16 protein-coding genes and 1 tRNA gene are annotated in these 20649 nt (G+C 69.8%); 7 read left to right on the top strand and 10 right to left on the bottom strand.

Features of this window, described 5'->3' with window-relative positions:
* Positions 1–20: 20 nt before the first annotated feature.
* Both ACKUU6_RS16595 and ACKUU6_RS16590 read right to left on the bottom strand, forming a co-directional pair.
* Positions 21–1079, bottom strand: a complete 1059-nt coding sequence (locus tag ACKUU6_RS16595; protein WP_407989332.1) for a hypothetical protein — start codon at positions 1077–1079, stop codon at positions 21–23.
* 48 nt (positions 1080–1127) lie between these two features.
* Positions 1128–1481 (bottom strand): WXG100 family type VII secretion target, encoded by a 354-nt coding sequence (locus ACKUU6_RS16590; protein WP_407989331.1) that lies wholly within the window; start codon positions 1479–1481, stop codon positions 1128–1130.
* Positions 1482–1759: 278 nt separating this feature from the next.
* Here ACKUU6_RS16590 and hrpA point away from each other — a divergent pair, with 278 nt between their 5' ends.
* Together hrpA and ACKUU6_RS16580 are read left to right on the top strand one after the other, a co-directional pair.
* A complete protein-coding gene (gene hrpA, locus ACKUU6_RS16585; RefSeq protein WP_407989330.1) occupies positions 1760–5725 on the top strand; it encodes an ATP-dependent RNA helicase HrpA in 3966 nt (1321 codons plus the stop codon).
* Positions 5726–5817: 92 nt separating this feature from the next.
* A tRNA-Asp gene (locus ACKUU6_RS16580) sits at positions 5818–5891 on the top strand.
* Between the two features lie 341 nt (positions 5892–6232).
* On the opposite strand, the gene bldC is transcribed toward ACKUU6_RS16580, so the two are convergent.
* Together bldC and ACKUU6_RS16570 are read right to left on the bottom strand one after the other, a co-directional pair.
* A complete protein-coding gene (gene bldC, locus ACKUU6_RS16575) occupies positions 6233–6439 on the bottom strand; it encodes a developmental transcriptional regulator BldC (RefSeq protein ID WP_014137253.1) in 207 nt (68 codons plus the stop codon).
* A 528-nt stretch (positions 6440–6967) separates the two neighbouring features.
* Positions 6968–7843 carry a hypothetical protein gene (locus ACKUU6_RS16570; protein WP_407989329.1) on the bottom strand — a complete coding sequence of 292 codons (876 nt, stop codon included), beginning with the start codon at positions 7841–7843 and terminating at the stop codon, positions 6968–6970.
* A gap of 168 nt (positions 7844–8011) precedes the next feature.
* Between ACKUU6_RS16570 and ACKUU6_RS16565 the strand changes: the two genes are divergently transcribed.
* Both ACKUU6_RS16565 and ACKUU6_RS16560 read left to right on the top strand, forming a co-directional pair.
* Positions 8012–9184 carry a Glu/Leu/Phe/Val dehydrogenase dimerization domain-containing protein gene (locus tag ACKUU6_RS16565; RefSeq protein WP_407992145.1) on the top strand — a complete coding sequence of 391 codons (1173 nt, stop codon included), beginning with the start codon at positions 8012–8014 and terminating at the stop codon, positions 9182–9184.
* A 360-nt stretch (positions 9185–9544) separates the two neighbouring features.
* Entirely contained in the window at positions 9545–9793 is a 249-nt protein-coding gene (locus tag ACKUU6_RS16560; RefSeq protein ID WP_407989328.1) for a DUF3073 family protein, read from the top strand.
* 144 nt (positions 9794–9937) lie between these two features.
* Here the strand turns inward: ACKUU6_RS16560 and purM are convergent, their stop codons facing one another.
* The 3 genes from purM to ACKUU6_RS16545 form a co-directional block, all read right to left on the bottom strand.
* Positions 9938–11026: a phosphoribosylformylglycinamidine cyclo-ligase gene (purM, locus tag ACKUU6_RS16555; protein WP_407989327.1), complete on the bottom strand. Its 1089-nt coding sequence runs from the start codon at positions 11024–11026 to the stop codon at positions 9938–9940.
* 52 nt (positions 11027–11078) lie between these two features.
* The gene (gene purF / locus ACKUU6_RS16550) at positions 11079–12659 is read right to left on the bottom strand and encodes an amidophosphoribosyltransferase (protein WP_407989326.1); all 1581 of its coding nucleotides are present in this window, start codon (positions 12657–12659) and stop codon (positions 11079–11081) included.
* 229 nt (positions 12660–12888) lie between these two features.
* On the bottom strand, positions 12889–13713 hold the full coding sequence (locus ACKUU6_RS16545) for a diacylglycerol kinase (protein ID WP_407989325.1): 825 nt from the start codon (positions 13711–13713) through the stop codon (positions 12889–12891).
* Positions 13714–13839: 126 nt separating this feature from the next.
* On the opposite strand from ACKUU6_RS16545, the gene ACKUU6_RS16540 reads away from it, so the two are divergent.
* Complete coding sequence (locus tag ACKUU6_RS16540; RefSeq protein WP_407989324.1) at positions 13840–15123, top strand: adenylosuccinate synthase; 1284 nt, start codon at positions 13840–13842, stop codon at positions 15121–15123.
* Between the two features lie 126 nt (positions 15124–15249).
* Entirely contained in the window at positions 15250–15843 is a 594-nt protein-coding gene (locus ACKUU6_RS16535) for a GNAT family N-acetyltransferase (RefSeq protein ID WP_407989322.1), read from the top strand.
* A gap of 17 nt (positions 15844–15860) precedes the next feature.
* On the opposite strand, the gene ACKUU6_RS16530 is transcribed toward ACKUU6_RS16535, so the two are convergent.
* From ACKUU6_RS16530 to ACKUU6_RS16520, 3 genes are all read right to left on the bottom strand, one after another.
* Entirely contained in the window at positions 15861–17675 is a 1815-nt protein-coding gene (locus ACKUU6_RS16530) for an NHL domain-containing thioredoxin family protein (protein ID WP_407989321.1), read from the bottom strand.
* A gap of 96 nt (positions 17676–17771) precedes the next feature.
* Positions 17772–18959, bottom strand: coding sequence for a methyltransferase domain-containing protein (locus ACKUU6_RS16525; RefSeq protein ID WP_407989320.1), 1188 nt, complete (start codon positions 18957–18959; stop codon positions 17772–17774).
* A 541-nt stretch (positions 18960–19500) separates the two neighbouring features.
* The gene (locus tag ACKUU6_RS16520; protein WP_407989318.1) at positions 19501–19755 is read right to left on the bottom strand and encodes a hypothetical protein; all 255 of its coding nucleotides are present in this window, start codon (positions 19753–19755) and stop codon (positions 19501–19503) included.
* A gap of 146 nt (positions 19756–19901) precedes the next feature.
* Between ACKUU6_RS16520 and ACKUU6_RS16515 the strand changes: the two genes are divergently transcribed.
* Positions 19902–20645 carry an XRE family transcriptional regulator gene (locus ACKUU6_RS16515; protein ID WP_407989317.1) on the top strand — a complete coding sequence of 248 codons (744 nt, stop codon included), beginning with the start codon at positions 19902–19904 and terminating at the stop codon, positions 20643–20645.
* The last annotated feature ends 4 nt before the right edge of the window (positions 20646–20649 follow it).

Raw genomic sequence — 20649 nt, 5'->3', positions numbered from 1 at the left:
GCGGTGACCCCACCGACGGCTCAGAGATCCTTGCGGCGGTAGAAGCCGTACTGGTTGTCCATCGTGGCCACCCGGGAGACCGTCCCGGCCTGGCTGGCGTTCTCGATGGCGATGTACTTGGTGTGCTCCGCGTTGGCCCATCCGCCGAACAGGATGGTGTGCCCGCTGTTGATCAGGGCGTCGCCCGGCTGGAGCTCGCTCTTGCTGATCTTCTCCGAGACGCTCGGGCTCATCAGCCCGCCGGTGTTCAGGCCGCCCACGGAGTTCGGCGGGATGCCCCAGGCTGCCGTGACGAAGCCCGAGCAGTCCACCCGGTAGCCGGCCGTGATCGCGCCCTGGCTGTAGCCGAGCTTCATGTCGACCCGCTTCATCGCGCGCTCGAGGATGTCCTTGCGCTCCTCCGGCAGCCCGTCCAGCTTCGGCCGGACCAGCGCGCCCTTGCCCTGGCCGTTCCTGGGGTGGGGGCGCCTGCTGGTGGGATCGCCCGCGTTCCAGTCCTCCCAGCTGTCGCCGTTGATGTACTTCACGCCGCGGTCGTTCGTGCTGTGGTCGCCGTACTTGCTGTGGTCGCCACCACCGCCACCACCGCCTCCACCACCGCCGTCACCGCCGCCGCCCGGGTGCTTGGTGTGGCCGCCGCCCCCGCCGCCGCCCCCACCCCCGGGCTTGTCCTTGCTGTTGATCCGGGTGGAGCCGCCGTCATCCTTCGGGCGGGACTTCTCCTTCTCCTTCATGTCCTCCTGGATCTTGCGATCGGCCTCGGTGTACTCCTTGATCACCGACTTGATCTTCGCGCTGTCCTCGGAGATCGCCTGGGCCAGCTTCGCCTTGGTCTCCATCAGGTGCCGGGCCCTGGACTCCACGTCCTTGGCGTCCCGGAGCACGTCGAAGGCGACCCCGAAGCCGACGATGCCGGCCAGCGGGCTGGCGGCCAGGTCGACCGCGACCGCCTTCGCCAGCGTCTCCTGGATCTTGCCGAGCCTCTTCTGCATCTCGGCCATCCGCTGACTGGCCTGCTGCCAGTCCTGCTGGATCCTGCCGAGTTCCTGCAGCTCGACGCCGAACTGTTCACCGGCCATGGTTCCCCGTTCCCCCTTGTGCTCGTGATGATCTTCCGCCGGGAAGGATCAGAAGCTGGCCAGGCGTTCGACCGCCTTGCTCAGCCCCTCCAGTTCGTCCGCGACCCCGGCCATCTCCCGGACCCGGCCCTGCGCGTGGCTGGTGAACGCGTCGGCGGCGGGGCCGTGCCAGGTGAGCTTGCCGAGCGCGGAGTTGACGTCCGTGCTGAGCTTGTCGAACTCCTTGCCGAGCTCGGCGAGCTCCTTGGCGATCTGGCGGATCTCGTCCTCGCCGCCGCCGAACATCTCACCAAGGGCCCAGCGGGCGATCTCGGCGGGTGCCATGACGATGTCCTTGACCACCCTGGCACCTGCTCCGACCAGGTCCTTGGCGTCGTCCCACGCTTCGCTGATGAAGTTCAAAGTGGCTCCCCCGGAACCTCGTACCTGCAAGATGACAATCCGTCAAAAGGCTATCCGAACACCGAAGGTCCGGGGAGGCCGCCCGCTGGTCGGACTCCGCCCGACGTACGGCACGCGCTTCCGAGGCGGGCCTCCCCGCCGCCGGTCCGGTCCTCGCACGTCCGGTCCCCCGGCCGCCGGCGTGCAGCCTACGGCGGGGTCCGTCGGGCGGTCTGTGACACTGGGGGTGCTCGAAAACCGAGGTGCGCGCGCCCGCCCCTCCTTGCGAACCTAGAGGGATGTCCGCAGTGAGTTCTCCCCAAGCCCAGCCCACCGTGGTACCCACCGTCGGGGAGCTGGCCGCTCGGCTGCCCGAGCTGACACTGCGTGACCAGCAGCGGATCGGCCGTCGGCTGGACGGGGCGCGCCGGGTCCGCCAGCCGGAGGCCCGCGACAAGATCGCGGCCGAGCTGGCGGTGGAGATCGACCGCGCCGAGCTCCGGGTCGAACAGCGCCGGAACGCGGTGCCGGAGATCACGTACCCGGCCGAGCTGCCGGTCAGCCAGAAGAAGGACGACATCCTGGCGGCGATCCGGGACCACCAGGTGGTGATCGTCGCGGGTGAGACCGGCTCCGGCAAGACCACCCAGATCCCGAAGATCTGTCTGGAGCTGGGCCGGGGCGTGAAGGGTCTGATCGCCCACACCCAGCCGCGCCGGATCGCGGCCCGTACGGTGGCAGAGCGGGTGGCCGAGGAGCTGCGCACGCCGCTCGGCGAGGCGGTCGGCTGGAAGGTCCGGTTCACCGACCAGGTCGGCCCGGACACCCTGGTGAAGCTGATGACGGACGGCATCCTGCTGGCCGAGATCCAGACCGACCGGGAGCTCCGCCAGTACGACACCCTGATCATCGACGAGGCGCACGAGCGTAGCCTCAACATCGACTTCATCCTGGGCTACGTCAAGCAGCTGCTGCCGCGCCGGCCGGACCTCAAGGTCATCATCACCTCGGCGACCATCGACCCGGAGCGGTTCGCCAACCACTTCGGTGACGCACCGATCATCGAGGTCTCGGGACGCACCTATCCGGTCGAGGTTCGCTACCGCCCGATCCTGGAGGAGGGCGAGGACGACTCCGACCTGGACCGCGACCGAGACCAGGTGCAGGCGATCTGCGAGGCGGCCCAGGAGCTCCAGGCCGAGGGGCCGGGCGACATCCTGGTCTTCCTCTCCGGCGAGCGGGAGATCCGCGACACCGCGGACGCGCTCAACAAGCTCAACCTGAAGTTCACCGAGGTGCTGCCGCTGTACGCCCGGCTCTCCTCGGCCGAGCAGCACCGGGTCTTCCAGCGCTCCAACAGCCGGCGGATCGTGCTGGCCACCAACGTGGCCGAGACCTCGCTGACCGTCCCCGGCATCAAGTACGTGATCGACCCGGGCACCGCCAGGATCTCCCGCTACAGCCACCGCACCAAGGTGCAGCGGCTGCCGATCGAGGCGGTCAGCCAGGCCAGCGCCAACCAGCGCAAGGGCCGCTGCGGCCGGACGTCCGACGGCATCTGCATCCGGCTGTACTCGGAGGAGGACTTCCTCTCCCGCCCCGAGTTCACCGACGCGGAGATCCTGCGCACCAACCTCGCCTCGGTGATCCTCCAGATGACCGCGGCCGGGCTCGGCGACATCGCCGCCTTCCCGTTCCTCGACCCGCCGGACTCGCGGAACATCAAGGACGGCGTCAACCTGCTGCACGAGCTGGGTGCACTCGATCCGGCCGAGAAGGACCACCGCAAGCGGCTCACCCCGCTCGGCCGCAAGCTGGCCCAGCTCCCGGTCGACCCCCGGATGGCCCGGATGGTGATCGAGGCCGACCGGCTCGGCGTGGTCAGGGACGTGATGGTGATCGCCGCCGCGCTCTCCATCCAGGACCCGCGCGAGCGCCCGGCCGAGAAGCGCCAGGCGGCCGACGAACGGCACCGCAGGTTCAACTCGGAGACCTCCGACTTCCTGGCTTTCCTGGCGATGTGGCGGTACGTCAAGGAGCAGCAGCGGGAGCTCTCCTCCTCGGCCTTCCGCCGGATGTGCAAGACCGAGTTCCTGAACTACCTGCGGATACGGGAGTGGCAGGACATCTACACCCAGCTGCGCACCGTCGCGAAGCAGTTGGGCGTCACGATCGAGGAGCCGCACGAGGACGCCGAGCCGGACGCCGACCGGATCCACCAGGCGCTGCTGGCCGGTCTGCTCTCCCACCTCGGCCTGTTCGACGTGGAGAAGCGCGAGTACGCCGGTGCCCGGGGCGCGCGGTTCGCGATCTTCCCCGGCTCGGGGCTGTTCAAGAAGCCGCCGCGCTGGGTGATGTCGGCCGAGCTGGTGGAGACCTCCCGGCTGTGGGCCCGGATCAACGCCAAGATCGAGCCCGAGTGGGTCGAGCCGCTGGCCGGTCACCTGATCAAGAAGAGCTACAGCGAGCCGCACTGGGAGAAGAAGGCCGGCGCGGTGCTGGCGTACGAGAAGGTCACCCTGTACGGGATGCCGATCGTCGCCCAGCGGAAGATCAACTACGGGAAGATCGACCAGGAGCTCTGCCGCGAGCTGTTCATCCGCAACGCGCTGGTCGAGGGCGACTGGGAGACCCACCACCGCTTCTGGGGCGAGAACCGCCAACTCCTCAGCGAGGTGGCGGAGTTGGAGAACCGGGCCCGCCGCCGGGACATCCTGGTGGACGACCAGACCCTGTTCGACTTCTACGACGCCCGGCTGCCCGAGGACATCGTCTCCACCCGGCACTTCGACGCCTGGTGGAAGAAGGCACGGCACGACCAGCCGGACCTGCTGAACTTCGAGAAGTCGATGCTGATCAACGACTCGGCGGACGGCGTCACCGAGGCGGACTACCCGGACTACTGGCAGCAGGGGAAGCTTCGTTTCAAGCTGACCTACCAGTTCGAGCCCGGCAGCGACGCGGACGGCGTCACCGTGCACATCCCGCTCCCGGTCCTCAACCAGGTCACCGCCGAGGGCTTCGACTGGCAGATTCCCGGCCTGCGGACGGAGCTGGTGACCGCGTACATCCGGGCCCTGCCCAAGGCGATCCGGCGCAACTTCGTGCCCGCCCCGGACTTCGCCGCTGCCGCACTGCGGCAGGTGAAGGACCGTCAGGAGCCCCTGCTGCCCACGCTGGAACACATCCTCAAGCGGATGTCGGCGATCACCATCCCGCCGGAGGCCTGGGACGACGAGCGCGTCCCCGACCACCTGCGGATCACCTTCCGGGTGGTGGACGGCAAGAAGAAGCTGGCGGAGTCCAAGGACCTGGAGGAGCTGCGGCTGCGGCTCAAGCCGAAGCTCAAGGAGACCCTCTCCTCGGCCGCCTCCGGCCAGGGCATCGAGCGGACCGGCCTGACCGCCTGGCCGGCCGACCTGCCGGTGCTCCAGCGCACCTTTGAGCAGCGCTCGCGCGGCCACTCGCTGCGGGCCTACCCGGCCCTGGTGGACGAGGGCGACTCGGTCGCGATCCGGCTCTTCGACACCCCGGAGGCCCAGCAGCAGGAGATGTGGGCGGGCACCCGGCGGCTGCTGATGCTGAGCATCAACTCCCCCGCCAAGTCCATCCAGCAGCGGCTCGGCAACCAGGCCAAGCTGGCACTGTCGTACAGCCCGCACGGGTCCATCCCCGCGCTGTTCGAGGACATCGTGGCGGCCGCCACCGACCGGCTGATGGCGCTGCACGGCGGGCCGGCCTGGGACGAGCCGTCCTTCACCAAGCTGTACGACAAGGTGCGGGCCGACCTGTACGAGCTGTCCGCCGACACCACGCTGCGGACGGCCACCGCGCTGATCGCCTTCCACAAGGCGTCGAACCGGCTGAAGGGGGTCTCCAGCCCGGTGCTGCTGACCGCCGTCAACGACGTCCGACTGCACCTGGCCTCGCTGGTGCACCCCGGTTTCGTCGCCTCCACCGGCTGGCAGCGGCTGCCGGACCTCAAGCGCTATCTGCTCGCGGTCGACCGGCGGCTCGAAGCGCTGCCCAACCACCCGCAGCGCGACCTGCTGCACCTGCGGAAGGTCCAGCAGGTGCAGGACGCCTACGGCGAGCTGCTGGCCAAGGTCCCGGCCGGCCGGGAGCCGTCGGCCGAGGTCAGGGCGGTCCGCTGGATGATCGAGGAGCTCCGGGTGAGCTTCTTCGCCCAGGGCCTCGGCACCCCGACGCCCATCTCGGAGAAGCGCATCCTCAAGGCGATGGAGGCGGCCGCGGCCGGGCTGTAGGCCCGGTTCGACCTGGGGGGCCGGAATGCAGTACGATCTGTCTTGTTCGCGAGCGAGAAGCAGACGAACGAGGCAGATCGCAGTAACACTCTGGTCCTGTGGAGCAGTTGGTTAGCTCGCCACCCTGTCAAGGTGGAGGTCGCGGGTTCAAGTCCCGTCAGGATCGCAGTTCGCAAGAGGCCCGGAGCCATCAGGCTCCGGGCCTCTTCGTGTTGCCGCTGACCGGACGTCAGCTCCTAGGCCACCCAGGTCTAGACCTCAAGATAACGTCGCTGTGATGGTCGTCACTTATCTTTTCTTGAGACCGGACACTGCGGGCTCCCATCCAGGGGCGGCTGATTTAATATGTAAAATTGCACATGTATTTTCCGCCTTTTCCCCCACCTCACACCAGCCCCAATAGGAACAGGGGATTCCGGGCAGCCGAAAGGGGCCGCATCCCGGACCCGGCGGAGTCAGGGATGCGGCCCCTTGCAGTGAGCTGCGAAAAGGCCCGGAGGGGCCTTCTCAGGCTTCGGTGCGCTGGGCCGGAATACCGGCCAGCAGTGCGCGCACCTCCGCCTCGCGGTACCGGCGGTGACCGCCGAGAGTGCGGATCGACGTGAGCTTGCCCGCCTTGGCCCAGCGGGTGACCGTCTTGGGGTCAACGCGGAACATGGTGGCGACCTCTGCCGGCGTCAGCAGGGGCTCGGCGTCAGGGGTACGAGCGGTCATGAGCGGCCTCCTCGGGAGAACCGAACCAGGGCGGTTCTATCCTTCAAATTCTGCACCTTGGCCCGCGATGCCCGAAATGGCATAGACGGGCCGAGTCGGTAATAGGACGAACGGCTTGTCCTGGTGTCTACAACTACACCATTCGTCCAGCGCCATCGGCCAAACCGCCAAAATTGACCCTGAGGGGTTCAAGAGCGACGGATGGCCATGGACCGTCCCATAGCGGACAGTCACCTACCGGTGACAAGCGGTTATGAGAGGACCAGACCCTTCGTTTCCCCGCAAAACAGGCACTACTCCCAGATCCTCCCAGAAGTGGACACATCTGAGTGAACTTGGGCTGGTTGTCCCATTTTTACACATAGGCGTAAGTAAGCGTCAACGGTGAGTAGTGTCACGTTCGAGGGGTATTGACCCGAACCGGGACCTTCGTCCCGGACCTCGGAACCAAAGGTCCCAACCATCATCGCCCGCCGCACCGACACTCGGCGCGGCCAGGACTGACGCCGCGTCAGCGCCCGCCGGGCGTCAGCTCGCGTAGCGGAGCGCGTGCACCCGCCGCCAGCGCTCGGTCACCGTCTCGTACATCCGCGCCGCCTCCCGACCGTCGCCGGCCCGCAGGGCCGCCACCCCCGCCTCGATCTCGCCCACCGAATCCTCCTCCGCGAGACCGGCGCCCAGCAGGTGCACCAGCCCGCCGTAGTCCAGCTCCACCAGCGAGCGCGGGTGGAACTCCTCCAGCCACCGCCCCAGCTCCTCCACCCCACTGGCCAGCGCCCCGCTCGGCACCCGCTCGCGCAGCGCCCGGTACCCGCGCGCCACCCGCCGCCTGGCCTGGGCCATCGGCGTCAGGTAGAACAGCGCGGCGGGCCGGTCCGGCTGGCCGGCCGGCAGGAAGCAGCGGTCCTCGGTGCCGAACGGCAGGAACCAGCGCACCGGCACCTGCCACCGGTTGGTCAGGATCCACGGCCGATCGTCCGGATGGGCCGCCCGCCAGCGCTCCCGGTCGGCCTGCGCCGCCGCCCGGACCACCGGCGGCAGCACGGTGTCCAGCAGCGCCGCCGGCAGCGTCCCGGCCAGCTCCTCCATCGCCTGCCAGCTGCGCAACCGGGTCGCCCACGGGCAGACGTACGTCACGTCGTCCAGCACCCGGACGAAGGCCCGCTCGCTCTCCCGCTCGGGCAGCGCCTTGGGCGTCAGGGCCAGCAGCTCGGCCAGCGCGCCCCGCTGCTCGGCCAGCACCGCCGGGGCCACCGCCTGGGCCGCCTCCACCGCGTCCGGGCCGTACCGGGTCGCGTACGCCTGCCAGCGGGCCCGTTCGGGGCCCGGATAGGCGGCCAGCGGCTCGTACACCCGCAGATGGGCCGCGTAGGGCGGGAACACCGAAGTGCGCACAGCGGTCACCCCGGAATCGTCGCACGGGCGGGGTGACCGGTGCCCAGGACCGGGCTGAATCGTTGTGCCAAGGGGCAGATCGGGCCACGGCCCCCGGACTAGGCTTTCTCCCAGGCGCCCACACCACAGCAGTGGGCCACAGATACTGGAGTCACCACAGTGACCGACGTACAGACCCTGACCGCTTCGCACCCCGCACCCGGCGTGCTGAGCAGGATCTTCCGTACCGAGCAGGACGGCGCGCCGAACGACGGCCACGAGCAGGTCGTGCTCTGCCACGACCGTGCCTCCGGCCTCAAGGCGATCATCGCCATCCACTCCACCGCGCTCGGTCCCGCCCTCGGCGGCACCCGGTTCTTCCCGTACGCCTCCGAGGAGGCGGCGCTGGAGGACGCGCTCAACCTGTCGCGCGGGATGAGCTACAAGAACGCGCTCGCCGGGCTCGACCTCGGCGGTGGCAAGGCCGTCATCATCGGCGACCCGGCCCCGACCTCTGAGGGTGGGGCGAAGAACGAGGCGATGCTGCGCGCCTACGGCCGCTTCGTGCAATCGCTGCGCGGCCGCTACGTCACGGCGTGCGACGTCGGCACCTACGTGCAGGACATGGATGTGGTGGCCCGGGAGTGCGACTACGTGACCGGCCGGTCGCCCGAGCAGGGCGGCGCCGGCGACTCCTCGGTGCTCACCGCCTACGGCGTGTTCCAGGGCATGCGCGCCTCCGCCCAGGCCAGCTGGGGCCAGCCCACCCTGCGTGGCCGCCGGGTCGGCATCGCGGGCGTCGGCAAGGTCGGCCACTACCTGGTCGGCCACCTGGTCGCGGACGGCGCCACCGTGGTGATCACGGACGTCTCCGAGGCCGCCGTGAATCGCGTCCGGGCCGCCTACCCGGACGTCGAGGTGGTCGCGGACACCGCCGCGCTGCTGCAGGCCCGGCTGGACGTCTACGCCCCCTGTGCGCTCGGCGGCGCGCTGGACGACCACACGGTCGGCGCGCTCGGCGCGGCCGGCACCGCGGTGGTCTGCGGCGCGGCCAACAACCAGCTGGCCCACCCGGGCGTGGAGAAGGACCTGGCGGGCCGCGGCATCCTCTACGCGCCCGACTACCTGGTGAACTCCGGCGGCGTGATCCAGGTGGCCGACGAGTTCGAGTCACAGCACAAGGGCGGCTACAACTTCGACCGGGCCAAGAACAAGGCCACGAAGATCTTCGACACCACCCTGGAGATCTTCACCCGGGCCGCCGCCGACGGCGTGCCCCCGGCCGTGGCCGCCGACCGGCTGGCCGAGAAGCGGATGCGGGAGATCAGCGCGCTCCGCTCGGTGCTGCTGCCCGGCGCCCGGCAGGCCTGACCCACCGGTGCGGGGGAGGGCCACCTCCCCCGCATCACGATGTGGAACCGGATTCTCGATCGGTAGCCCGAACGGGCGTCGTCGGACCCCCGGTCGGGGGATAATCGGTCCCGGAACTACCGGCCTGGGCAGGCTCTGATCGGCCTGCGGAAGCCCGAAAATCCCCTCGTGACCTGGAAGGACCTGGTTTCGGGGGGTGGCAGTGCGCGCCACGTCACACCGGCGACGTACCGTTCGGCGGCGGAAACAGGTACCGTTAATGCTCCAAGGGACGGTTCTCCCACTTCGGGCAGACCGCTCCTGATCATGAACACGTGTCAGACTCGGGGCCGTGAGCCCCATCGTTGAGGGGGTCGACCCATGGGGCGCGGCCGGGCCAAGGCCAAGCAGACGAAGGTCGCCCGCGAGCTGAAGTACAACGGCGGCGGCTTTGACGCCAACCGTCTGTCCAGCGAGCTGGGTGTATCGCCCTCCACCGCTTCGATCAAGCCAGAACCGATCGAAGAAGAGGAAGACGATCCCTACGCGGCGTATGCGGACCTCTACGCCGACGAGGATGACGACGCGGAGGCGGACGCCGGCAGTAGCCAGTCCCGCCGCCGTGCGTAAGGGTTGATGGGCGGCTCAGCCGCGCGAGCCTGACCTGACCGGCTCGGTACCCCAGGGTGCCGAGCCGGTCTTCGGCGTTCCCCGGGGCGCGCCCGGGTGTGGAAACGCCTGAGGGCCCCCGGAGGGGCCCTCAGGACGGTCGGCTCAGCTGAGCTGGAAGCCGTCGTACGCGTTGTAGAGCGTGGCCGCGTCACCGTGCTCGTCGGTGCGGTCCACGATGTCGCCCAGCAGCCAGGCCTCCACGTCGCGGTCCTCGAGGATCGCGAGCACCGTGTCGACGGACTCCGGCGGGACCACGGCGACCATGCCGACGCCCATGTTCAGGGTCTTCTCGATCTCCAGGGCGGCCATGTTGCCGACCTTGGCCACGGTCTGGAAGACCGGCAGCGGGGACCAGGTGCCGCGGTCCAGCCGGGCGTGCAGGCCGGCCGGGATGACCCGGGCCAGGTTGGCCGCCAGGCCGCCACCGGTGACGTGCGAGAAGGCGTGGACCTCGGTGGCCCGGGTGAGCGCCAGGCAGTCCAGCGAGTAGATCCGGGTCGGCTCGAGCAGCTCCTCGCCGAGGGTCCGGCCGAACTCCTCGACCTTGCGGTCCAGCTTCCAGCCCGCCTCGTTCAGCAGCACGTGCCGGACCAGCGAGTAGCCGTTCGAGTGCAGACCCGAGGCGGCCATCGCGATCACCACGTCACCTGCCCTGACCCGCTCGGCACCGAGCAGCGCGTCCGCCTCGACCACACCGGTGCCCGCGCCCGCGACGTCGTACTCGTCCGGGCCCAGCAGACCCGGGTGCTCGGCGGTCTCGCCCCCGACCAGCGCGCAGCCGGCCAGGACGCAGCCCTCGGCGATGCCCTTGACGATCGCCGCGACCCGCTCGGGGACGACCTTGCCGACGCAGATGTAGTCGGTCATGAAGAGCGGCTCGGCGCCGCACACGACCAGGTCGTCGACGACCATGCCGACCAGGTCGTGGCCGATCGTGTCGTGCTTGTCCATCGCCTGCGCGATGGCGACCTTCGTCCCGACCCCGTCGGTGGCGGAGGCCAGCAGCGGGCGCTCGTAGCGCTTGAAGGCCGAGGCGTCGAACAGCCCGGCGAAACCACCGAGTCCGCCGACCACCTCGGGGCGGTCGGCCTTCTTCACCCACTGCTTCATGAGCTCGACGGCGCGGTCGCCCGCCTCGATGTCGACACCTGCGGCGGCATAGGTGGCGCCGCTGCTCTGGTTGCTGGTCACTGCTGACGGCCCTCTCGGGTCGGGGGTTGGTGAACCGGGGTCTGCTGACCCCTTACGGGCGGCGCAGCGCGTCGGCCGCGCCGTGGCCGCCGAGCAGGGACTGGACACCGTCCAGGTCCGAGCCGGTCGGCTTGGTGCGCACCGCGGGCTGCTGCTTGCCACCGGCGATCTCGGCCTCGAGCAGCAGCTTGCCGAGGAGTGCCGGATCCGGCAGCTCCATCGGGTAGACGCCGTCGAAGCAGGCCCGGCAGAGGTTGTCCTTGGGCTGCGTGGTGGCCTCGATCATGCCTTCGAGCGAGATGTACGCGAGCGAGTCCGCGCCCAGCGTGCGGCCGATCTCCTCGACCGTCATGCCGTTGGCGATCAGCTCCGCACGGGTGGCGAAGTCGATGCCGAAGAAGCACGGCCACTTGACCGGCGGCGAGGAGATCCGGATGTGCACCTCGGCGGCGCCCGCCTCGCGGAGCATCCGGACCAGCGCGCGCTGGGTGTTGCCGCGGACGATCGAGTCGTCCACCACCACCAGGCGCTTGCCCTGGATGACCTCGCGCAGCGGGTTCAGCTTGAGCCGGATGCCGAGCTGACGGATCGTCTGGCTGGGCTGGATGAAGGTGCGGCCCACGTAGGCGTTCTTCACCAGGCCGGAGCCGTACGGGATTCCGCTGGCCTCGGCGTAACCGATCGCGGCGGGGGTGCCGGACTCCGGGGTCGCTATCACCAGGTCGGCCTCGACCGGGGCCTCCTTGGCCAGCCGGCGGCCCATCTCCACCCGGGAGAGGTGCACGTTGCGGCCGGCGATGGAGGTGTCGGGGCGGGCCAGGTAGACGTACTCGAAGACGCAGCCCTTGGGCTTGGCCTCGGCGAACCGCGAGGTGCGCATGCCGTTCTCGTCGATGGCGATCAGCTCGCCGGGCTCGACCTCGCGGATGAAGGAGGCGCCGCAGATGTCGAGGGCGGCGGTCTCGGAGGCCACCACCCAGCCGCGCTCCAGGCGGCCGAGCACCAGCGGGCGGATGCCCTGCGGGTCACGGGCCGCGTAGAGGGTGTGCTCGTCCATGAAGACCAGCGAGAACGCGCCCTTGACCTCGGGCAGGATCAGCTTGGCGGTCTCCTCGATGGAGAGCTCGGGGTGGCCCGCGAGCAGCGCCGTCACCAGGTCGGTGTCGTTGGTCGCGGCGGAGCGGCCGGAGCGCGAGACGTGCTCCTCGCCCGGCAGCGCGGCCACCATGGCGGCGAGCTCGGCGGTGTTGACCAGGTTTCCGTTGTGGCCGAGGGCCAGCGAACCGTGAACGGTCGCCCGGAAGGTCGGCTGGGCGTTCTCCCAGACCGAGGACCCGGTGGTCGAGTAGCGGGCATGTCCGACGGCGATATGACCGTGCAGCGAACCCAGGGATGCCTCGTCGAAGACCTGGGAGACGAGTCCCATGTCCTTGAAGACGAGAATCTGGGCTCCGTTGCTGACTGCGATGCCCGCGGATTCCTGTCCGCGGTGCTGCAGGGCATAGAGGCCGAAGTACGTGAGCTTTGCGACCTCCTCGCCGGGAGCCCAGACACCGAAGACGCCGCAAGCGTCCTGGGGGCCTTTCTCACCGGGAAGAAGATCGTGGTTGAGTCGTCCGTCTCCACGTGGCACGTCTTCGAGTCTAGGGCAGTTCCGTACGCCTTCCCGAACAGGAGCTCCGCCGGGAATTGGCCGATCCGACAGCGACGCGCGTAGACGAAACCCCTTACCCCGCCGGTGCTTTTCCGGGCAACATCCGTTGAATGCGCGTCGGGCCTTGTCGCAGCCGGAGCAGGGGCCGTTCCGGGAGCTGACGGCCCGTCGGATCGGGCCGCCGGACGTGACCCTGCTCACGCCCCGCTCAGACGACCGGCAGCAGCAGCTGCCAGACCCCCGGGCGGAGGGTCCAGACCCTGGCCCGGACCGGGCCGACCCGGCAGCCGTCCGCCTGGTAGCCGAAGCCGCGGCCGGTGACCGCCAGCCGGGTGGCCCGGACCGTGCGCGGGCCGCGGGCCAGCTGGAGCAGCAGCTCCATCTCGCCGGAACCGGCCGAGAGGGCGGCCTGCAGCCGGTGCACCGGCTCGTCCAGGTCGACCAGCAGCCTGCCGTCCGCCTCGACCCGGAGCCTGGGCTCGTCGGAACCGAGTACGGTCCCCTGCTCGGCCGCAGCCAGTTTCGCCCATAGCGAACGCAGTCCGGCCGGGCGGCCCGCGGCGTGGGCGTGGATGCTGACCCCGCCGAACACCACCCCGCCGCCGTCGTCCACCAGCAGGTCGAGCTTGCGGGCGGCGCCGTGCAGGACGGCCCTGGCGGCCGCCACCGGCTGGCCGGGCACACCCAGCGAGCGAGCGGTCGCCACCGCGCCCGGCCGGCCGACCGGGACCAGGCCGACCGGGTCGCCGCCCAGCTCACGCTGCCGGTGCAGCGCCTGGAGCACCCGTTGCAGCGCCAGATCGGAACCGATCACCACCGGTCGGCGGCGGCCCCGATGGGCCAGCACCCGGTCGAGTTCGGACGGACTCTCCGGCAGCGCGACCTTCACGTCCGCACCCCCACAGAGCACGTCCCGGGCGATCCGGACCGACTCGCCGTCGGCCTGCCGGGCCGCCGGGTCGAGCAGGACCAGCAGCTGACCAGGGGTGTCCGGATCGACGGCGCGGTCTTCGGGCGTGGACAGCGACGACACGACCGGTCCTTCCTCAGGTAATCTCTCGGTGCAAGAGCCCCTTGCGCTATTGCGCCAGGGGCTTCGTCTATCTCGGGGCAGACTGCGGCCTACGCAGGATGCCCCAACCGGAAGGGGTGTACGCCTGTGCCGGCACTCGTGCTCGTTGGTGCCCAGTGGGGAGACGAGGGCAAGGGGAAGGCGACGGACCTCCTCGGCGGCTCCGTCGACTACGTCGTTCGCTACCAGGGCGGCAACAACGCCGGTCACACGGTGGTCATCGGCGATCAGAAGTACGCCCTGCACCTGCTGCCTTCCGGCATTCTCAGCCCGAACGTGACGCCGGTGATCGGCAACGGCGTCGTGATCGACCCGGGCGTGCTGCTCTCCGAGCTGAGCGGCCTGAACGATCGCGGCATCGACACCTCGAAGCTGCTGATCTCGGGCAACGCCCACCTCATCACGCCGTACCACCGCACCCTGGACAAGGTCACCGAGCGCTTCCTCGGCAAGCGCCGGATCGGCACCACCGGACGCGGCATCGGCCCGACCTACGCGGACAAGATCAACCGCGTCGGCATCCGGGTCCAGGACCTGTTCGACGAGTCGATCCTGGTGCAGAAGGTCGAAGCGGCCCTGCACGACAAGAACCAGCTGCTGGTCAAGCTCTACAACCGCCGCGCCATTCCGGCCGACCTGGTGGTCCAGGAGTACCTCGGCTACGCCGAGAAGATCCGCCCCTTCCTGGCCGACACCACGCTCGTCCTGGACGAGGCGCTGAAGGCCAACAAGGTCGTCCTGCTGGAGGGCGGCCAGGGCACCCTGCTGGACGTCGACCACGGCACGTACCCCTTCGTCACCTCGTCGAACCCGACCGCCGGCGGTGCCTGCACCGGCGCCGGCATCGGCCCGACGAAGATCGACCGGGTCATCGGCATCCTGAAGGCGTACACCACCCGCGTCGGCTCGGGCCCGTTCCCGACCGAGCTGCTGGACGCCGACGGCGAGGCGCTGCGGCGGATCGGCGGCGAGCGCGGTGTCACCACCGGGCGGGACCGTCGCTGCGGCTGGTTCGACGCGGTGATCGCGCGGTACGCGACCCGGGTCAACGGCCTGACCGACTTCTTCCTCACCAAGCTGGACGTGCTGACCGGCTGGGAGGAGATCCCGGTCTGCGTGGCGTACGAGATCGACGGCAAGCGGGTCGAGGAGCTCCCGTACAACCAGTCGGACTTCCACCACGCCAAGCCGATCTACGAGAACCTCCCCGGCTGGACCGAGGACATCTCGAAGGCGCAGACCTTCGCCGACCTGCCGAAGAACGCGCAGGCCTACGTGAAGGCGCTGGAGGAGATGTCCGGCGCGCCGATCTCGGCGATCGGCGTCGGCCCCGGCCGGACCGAGACGATCCAGATCAACTCGTTCATCTGATCGGGTAGTAGAGCCCGAAGGGCCCCGCGCGGATCGCGCGGGGCCCTTCGTCGTCCCCGTCTCCGACAGATTGAACTAGTACAGATATGTCTTGCAGCTAGTTCAATGGCGGGATAGCGTGCCGATATGACCGCGAAGCTGCCTTCCCCCGTCGCCCTGACCGGCCGTCACGTCCGGCTGGAGCCGCTCTCCCCCGACCACGCGCCCGACCTCTTCGACGCCGCGGGCGGTGACGAGGAGGTGTTCCGCTGGGTCCCGGGAGCCGTCCCCACCACTCCGGCGGAGATGACCGCCAACCTGACCGACCGGATCGACGACCCGAGCTGCCACCCCTTCGCGGTGATCCGGCTGAGCACCGGCAGGGCGGTCGGCGTCACCTGCTACTTCGACGCGAGCGCCCGCGACGAGAGCCTGGAGATCGGCGGCACCTGGTACGGCCGCGAGTCCTGGCGGACCGAGGTCAACACCGAGTCCAAACTGCTGCTGCTCACCCACGCGTTCGAGGACCTCGGCATGGGCCGGGTCTGCTGGAAGACCGACCACCTCAACGAGCGCTCGCAGAACGCGATCAAGCGCCTCGGCGCGCAGTACGAGGGCACCTTCCGCCGCGCCCGCCAGCGCCGGGACGGCAGCTGGCGGGACAGCGTCTACTTCTCGATGCTCGCCGACGAGTGGCCCGCCGCGAAGGACCGCCTGACCACCCGTCTGGCAGCGGGCTGACCATCCCTCCCGGGCGGCTACTCCATACCGGCGAGCACCAGTGGCAGGCGGCTGGCGCCGGCCGGGGTGATGCGGACCGGGACACCCCAGTCCTGCTGGTGGACATGGCAGGCGGGGTACTCGATCTCGGGGTCGTCGTCGCAGGAGGCGGCCATGGCCGAGACGTGCAGGACGCCCTCGGTGAGCTGGTCGGAGAGGACCAGCTCACGGGTGAGGTCGGAGTCGGCGCCCGCCCCGGAGAGCAGCAGCTCGGGCGGGGTGGAGCTGACCAGCAGGCGGGTGGACGGGCCGTAGCGCTCGTCCAGCTTCTGGCCGCTGGGGGCCTGGAAGACCACGTCGAGGCGGAGTGTGCCCGGTGCCACCTCGGTCGCGGCCCGCTGGGTCCGGTGCGCGACCGCGTCCACCCGGACCGCCTCTTCGGGGAGCCGGAGCCTGGTCAGCCGGTGCCGGGCCGACTCGACCACCACGATGTCCTCGCCGACCAGCACCGCGCCGGACGGCTCCCGCAGGTCGGTGGCCAGGGTGCTGACCTGACCCGTCGCCGGGTCGAAGCGGCGCAGCGCGTGGTTGTAGGTGTCGGCGATCGCCACCGAGCCGTCGGGCAGCACGGTCACCCCCAGCGGGTGCTGGAGGAGCGCTTGGTCGGCCGCGCCGTCCCGGTGGCCGAAGTCGAACAGGCCGGTGCCGACCGCTGTGTGCACGTCCTTGGTTTCACGTGAAACCCAGCGCACCGCGGAGGTCTCCGAGTCCGCCACCCAGAGCTTCTCGCCGTCCGCCGAGACCGCGAGCCCGGACGGCTGGGCGAACCACGCCTCCGCCACCGGGCCGTCGACCAGACCCTCGTTGGTGGTCCCGGCCACCACCGCGACCGTCTCCGTCGCCGGGTCGTACGCCCAGAGCTGGTGCACCCCGGCCATCGCGATCCAGACCCGGCCGTCGAAGAACGCCACGTCCCACGGCGAGGACAGGTCCACTCCGGTCGCGGGCCCCTCGGTCGGGGAGCTCTGCCACCACTGCTTCCCGGTGCCGGCCAGCGTCGTGACCGAACCGTCCGAGAGCCGGACCGCCCGCAGCGCGTGGTTCACCGTGTCGGCCACCACCACGTCGTAGCCCAGCCCCTCGGGGGCCAGCGCGAGACCCTGCGGCTCGCTGAACCGGGGCGCCGTACCGTCCACGAACCCGCGCTCGCCGTCGCCGATCCGCCGCACCACCGTCTCGCCGTCCTCGGCCAGCTCCACCAGCGAGTGGTGCCCCGAGTCCGCCACCAGGTAGTGCCCGTCCGGCAGCCGGACCGCCTTTCCCGGGAACTTCAAATCCCCCGCCACCGGCTCCGGCGCCACGTACGGCCCGTCGCCGCGCCGCAGCGTCCCCTTGGCCGTGTGCTCCGCCTCCAGCTCCTCGACCAGCTTGGCGATCGCGTGCGCATGCCCCTCACCGGCATGCTGGGCGACCACGTACCCCTCGGGATCGATCACCACCAGCGTCGGCCAGGCCCGCACCGCGTACTGCTTCCAGGTCACCAACTCCGGGTCGTCCAGGACCGGGTGGTGCACCTCGTACCGGGCCACCGCGTCCACCACGGCCTGGTGGTCGGCCTCGTGCACGAACTTGGGCGAGTGGACGCCGACGATCACCACGGTGTCGCGGTGCTTCTCCTCCAGCTCCCGGAGCTCGTCCAGGACGTGGAGGCAGTTGATGCAGCAGAAGGTCCAGAAGTCTAGTACCAAAATGCGACCTCGGAGGTCGGCGAGGGTCAGATCTTTGCCACCGGTGTTGAGCCAGCCACCGGCGCCGACCAGTTCAGGGGCGCGTACGCGTGCACGAGAAGCCATGCCCCAATCAAACCCGACCGTGGGTGTCCGCATTCCGGGGGTGTCTGGCAGCCCGGCCGTTCCGTGGAGGACACACGGCGACCGGGCCGTCTGAGATCAGCCTCGGATGGGCACCGGGTTGTCCGGGTTGTCCAGCCATGGCACGGTGCCGTCCGGCCCGGCCGTGAGGCCGAACCGGGTCAGCGCGGGCCTGTCCTGGTCGTGCCACCAGTTGAGCGCCCGCTCTACGGCCTGCCAGAGCCTCCGGGGGCCTGCCTGGTACACGGTGATTTCGGGCTGGTCCTTACGCCACACCACGGCCGCCCATGACCGGTCGGACAGGCTGTAGAACCACGCCACGGTGGTGTCCTCGTCCTGGTGGTGGACCAGGTGCGTCACGTCCGGTACGGCCAGCCCGGCAACGAACCGTTGGACTGCCCAGCGCCCGCCGAGATCGTCCGCCGTGAGCGTCGTCCGATACTTCGTATCGGCGTTGCCGGGGAACTCCGGCACGTAGGCAGCGTGCTCGGGGAAGGCGAGGCGCTGGTTCCGCGACTTCATGAACTCCACCATCTCGGTGAAGTGGCCGGACGCCGTGTCGTCGGGGCCGACATGGAGCTTCACCACGGCGTCCAGCGGGCTGAAATCGGTTCCCCACGGGGCCAGGATGACGCCGCCGGTCTGAGACTGCCTGATCCACGCCTGGGGGATCTTGCGGACCCCGTACGTCGCGATGATCCGGTCGTACGGGCCGCCCTTGGGCCAGCCGAGCTGGCCGTCACCGGTGACCAGCTCGGGTGCGAGTCCAGCGCGCGTCATGTTCTCGGCGGCCATGGCTGAGACGTTCTGGTCGTACTCGATGCTGACGACCTGCCGTGAGCCGAGGCGGTGAGCGAGCAGCGCTGCGTTCCACCCGAACCCGGTGCCCGCGTCGAGCACCCGCATGCCCGGTTTCACGTCCAGGTCACGCAGCATCGACATGACGACGCTCGGCATGCTGAGACTGCTGGTCGGCACAGTGCCCGGATCGGGCCCGTCGTGCTCGCCGTCGTCGAATTGCGTGACCAACGGGACGTTGGCCTCTGTGGCGGTCTGCCAGGCGGCCGGGTCGGTGTCCCGGTCCACCAGCACGCTGCGGCCGGTGGCCATGTCGTGCGACCAGACGCGCGGGGGCGTGAACAGCGAGCGGGGCACGGCGTTGAACGTGCCGGCCCAGTCCGGGGACATGTGGCCGGTGGAGAGCAGGAACCGCCCCAGCTCGGAGCCGGGGCGGTCCGTACCCTCCTGGCGGAGGGCGTCAGTCACTTCCGGTGGCCCCCGTCTCCAGGCGGCGAACTACCGTCGGGGGACGGCGGCGGCGGGGGCGGCGGGGGCTGGATCGGGGCCGGGTCGCCCCCGTGCCCGCCATCGGCGTTGAGCATGAGAGTTACCTTCCTGCATCGGCGGAGCCGGCGGCCGAGTGATCGCCGGGTCGTGCGGCCCGCCCCTCACGGGGACGGGGGTCTGTGACGGCCCAGGAGGGCCGGTTCTGCGCCCACCAGGGCGCCGGGGCCGGTAGGCCGTCGCGCGCACGCCGCTGGCCCGCCCAGAGGCCTCCGAGGCCGAAGACGGGAACGGCGTACGGGTCAGGCATTGCTGCCGCGGGTGATCGGCCTTATGCGCCGGGCCTGCTGGTCGAGCTTTCGGCGGAGCTTCATTCGCCTGGCAAGATGCCTGCGATAGGGGCTGAACATCGTTACCGGCCATGCAAATTGGATGTAGGCGCCCCACATCCACGCAATCGAGTGACGGGGCTCCGTCGCCAGTGCACGAAGGACACGTCCCAGGGCGACGAGACGTGGGGTGCTCACCGCTCGGTCAGCTCCGGAGCGCAGCGTGGAGTACTCGGCCGCATGACGGCGATCAGCTCCGGGCCGGTCGGCAAGGCTTCAATCTCGCTCGGATAGGTCTCCCACTCCTGCCCGCCGCCTCTGGGGCGAAGGTAGACCATGCCGCCTTGGACGCCCATGTAAGTGCCTTCCGCGCCCTTGTGGGCACGGTCCCTGACGATTTCACCGATCTTGGGCTTGTAGATCGTCCGGGTTGCGTTGCGCGGTGCCACTGCCCCCGCTCCTCTCCGCCGACTTGCCACCAAGATCTGGCAGTTACCCGGGACGGTGGAACCTCGCGCAAGGGACACTTCCGAACGTCCCTCGTGGGGTAGAACGTCCCTGACAAAGGTCCGTGATGTGTGGGGAGACAAACGGGATGCCGAACGAGAGACTGAAAGACGTTATGACGTCGGGAGGTTGGACGTGCTCAGCCCTGGCTGAGAAAGCCGGCGTGGACACCAAGTCGGTTGAACGATGGGCCAACCAGAACCGCACGCCCCGGTTAGGCACAGCCCGATTGGCTGCCGAAGCCCTCGGAGAAGACATGTTCGCACTGTGGCCTAGCCTGCGGCAGCCGCGCGCCGCACGCGCGATAAGCCCCGAGCTGGTCGCCCTGTACGAGCAGCGAGCCGACCTTCCCGTCTCCGTCTTCGTGGACTTGCTTGGAAAGGCCACCGAGCGGATTGACGTGTTGGTCTACGCGGCCGTGTTCCTGCACGAGGCGTATCCCCGGCTGAATGAACTCCTTCGCGAGCGCGCCGCCGAGGGGTGCGCGGTCCGGATCGCCCTCGGCGACGCCGCCAGTGAGAACGTCAAGCAGCGAGGGGAGGAGGAGCGGTTCGGGCACGGCATCGAGTCCCGGTGCAGGCTCGCCCTCCTGCACTACCGTCCGCTGCTCGGCGCACCAGGCATCGAGATCCGAACCCACGGGACCACGCTCTACAACAGCCTCTACCGGGCCGATGACCAGTTGCTGGTGAACGCGCACGTCTGGGGAGTCAACGCTTTCGGAGCTCCCGTCTGGCACCTGCGGAGGACCGGCGCAGGGACGCTGTTCGACACCTATGCTGCGAGCTTCGATGCAGTGTGGAACACCGCCCTACCGGTGGAGGAGAGCTGATCAC

The organism is Kitasatospora sp. CMC57 (assembly GCF_045866025.2).
Taxonomy (GTDB): Bacteria; Actinomycetota; Actinomycetes; order Streptomycetales; family Streptomycetaceae; genus Kitasatospora.
Note: the sequence above shows the minus strand (reverse complement) of the source record. Positions and strands in the feature narration are given on the sequence as shown.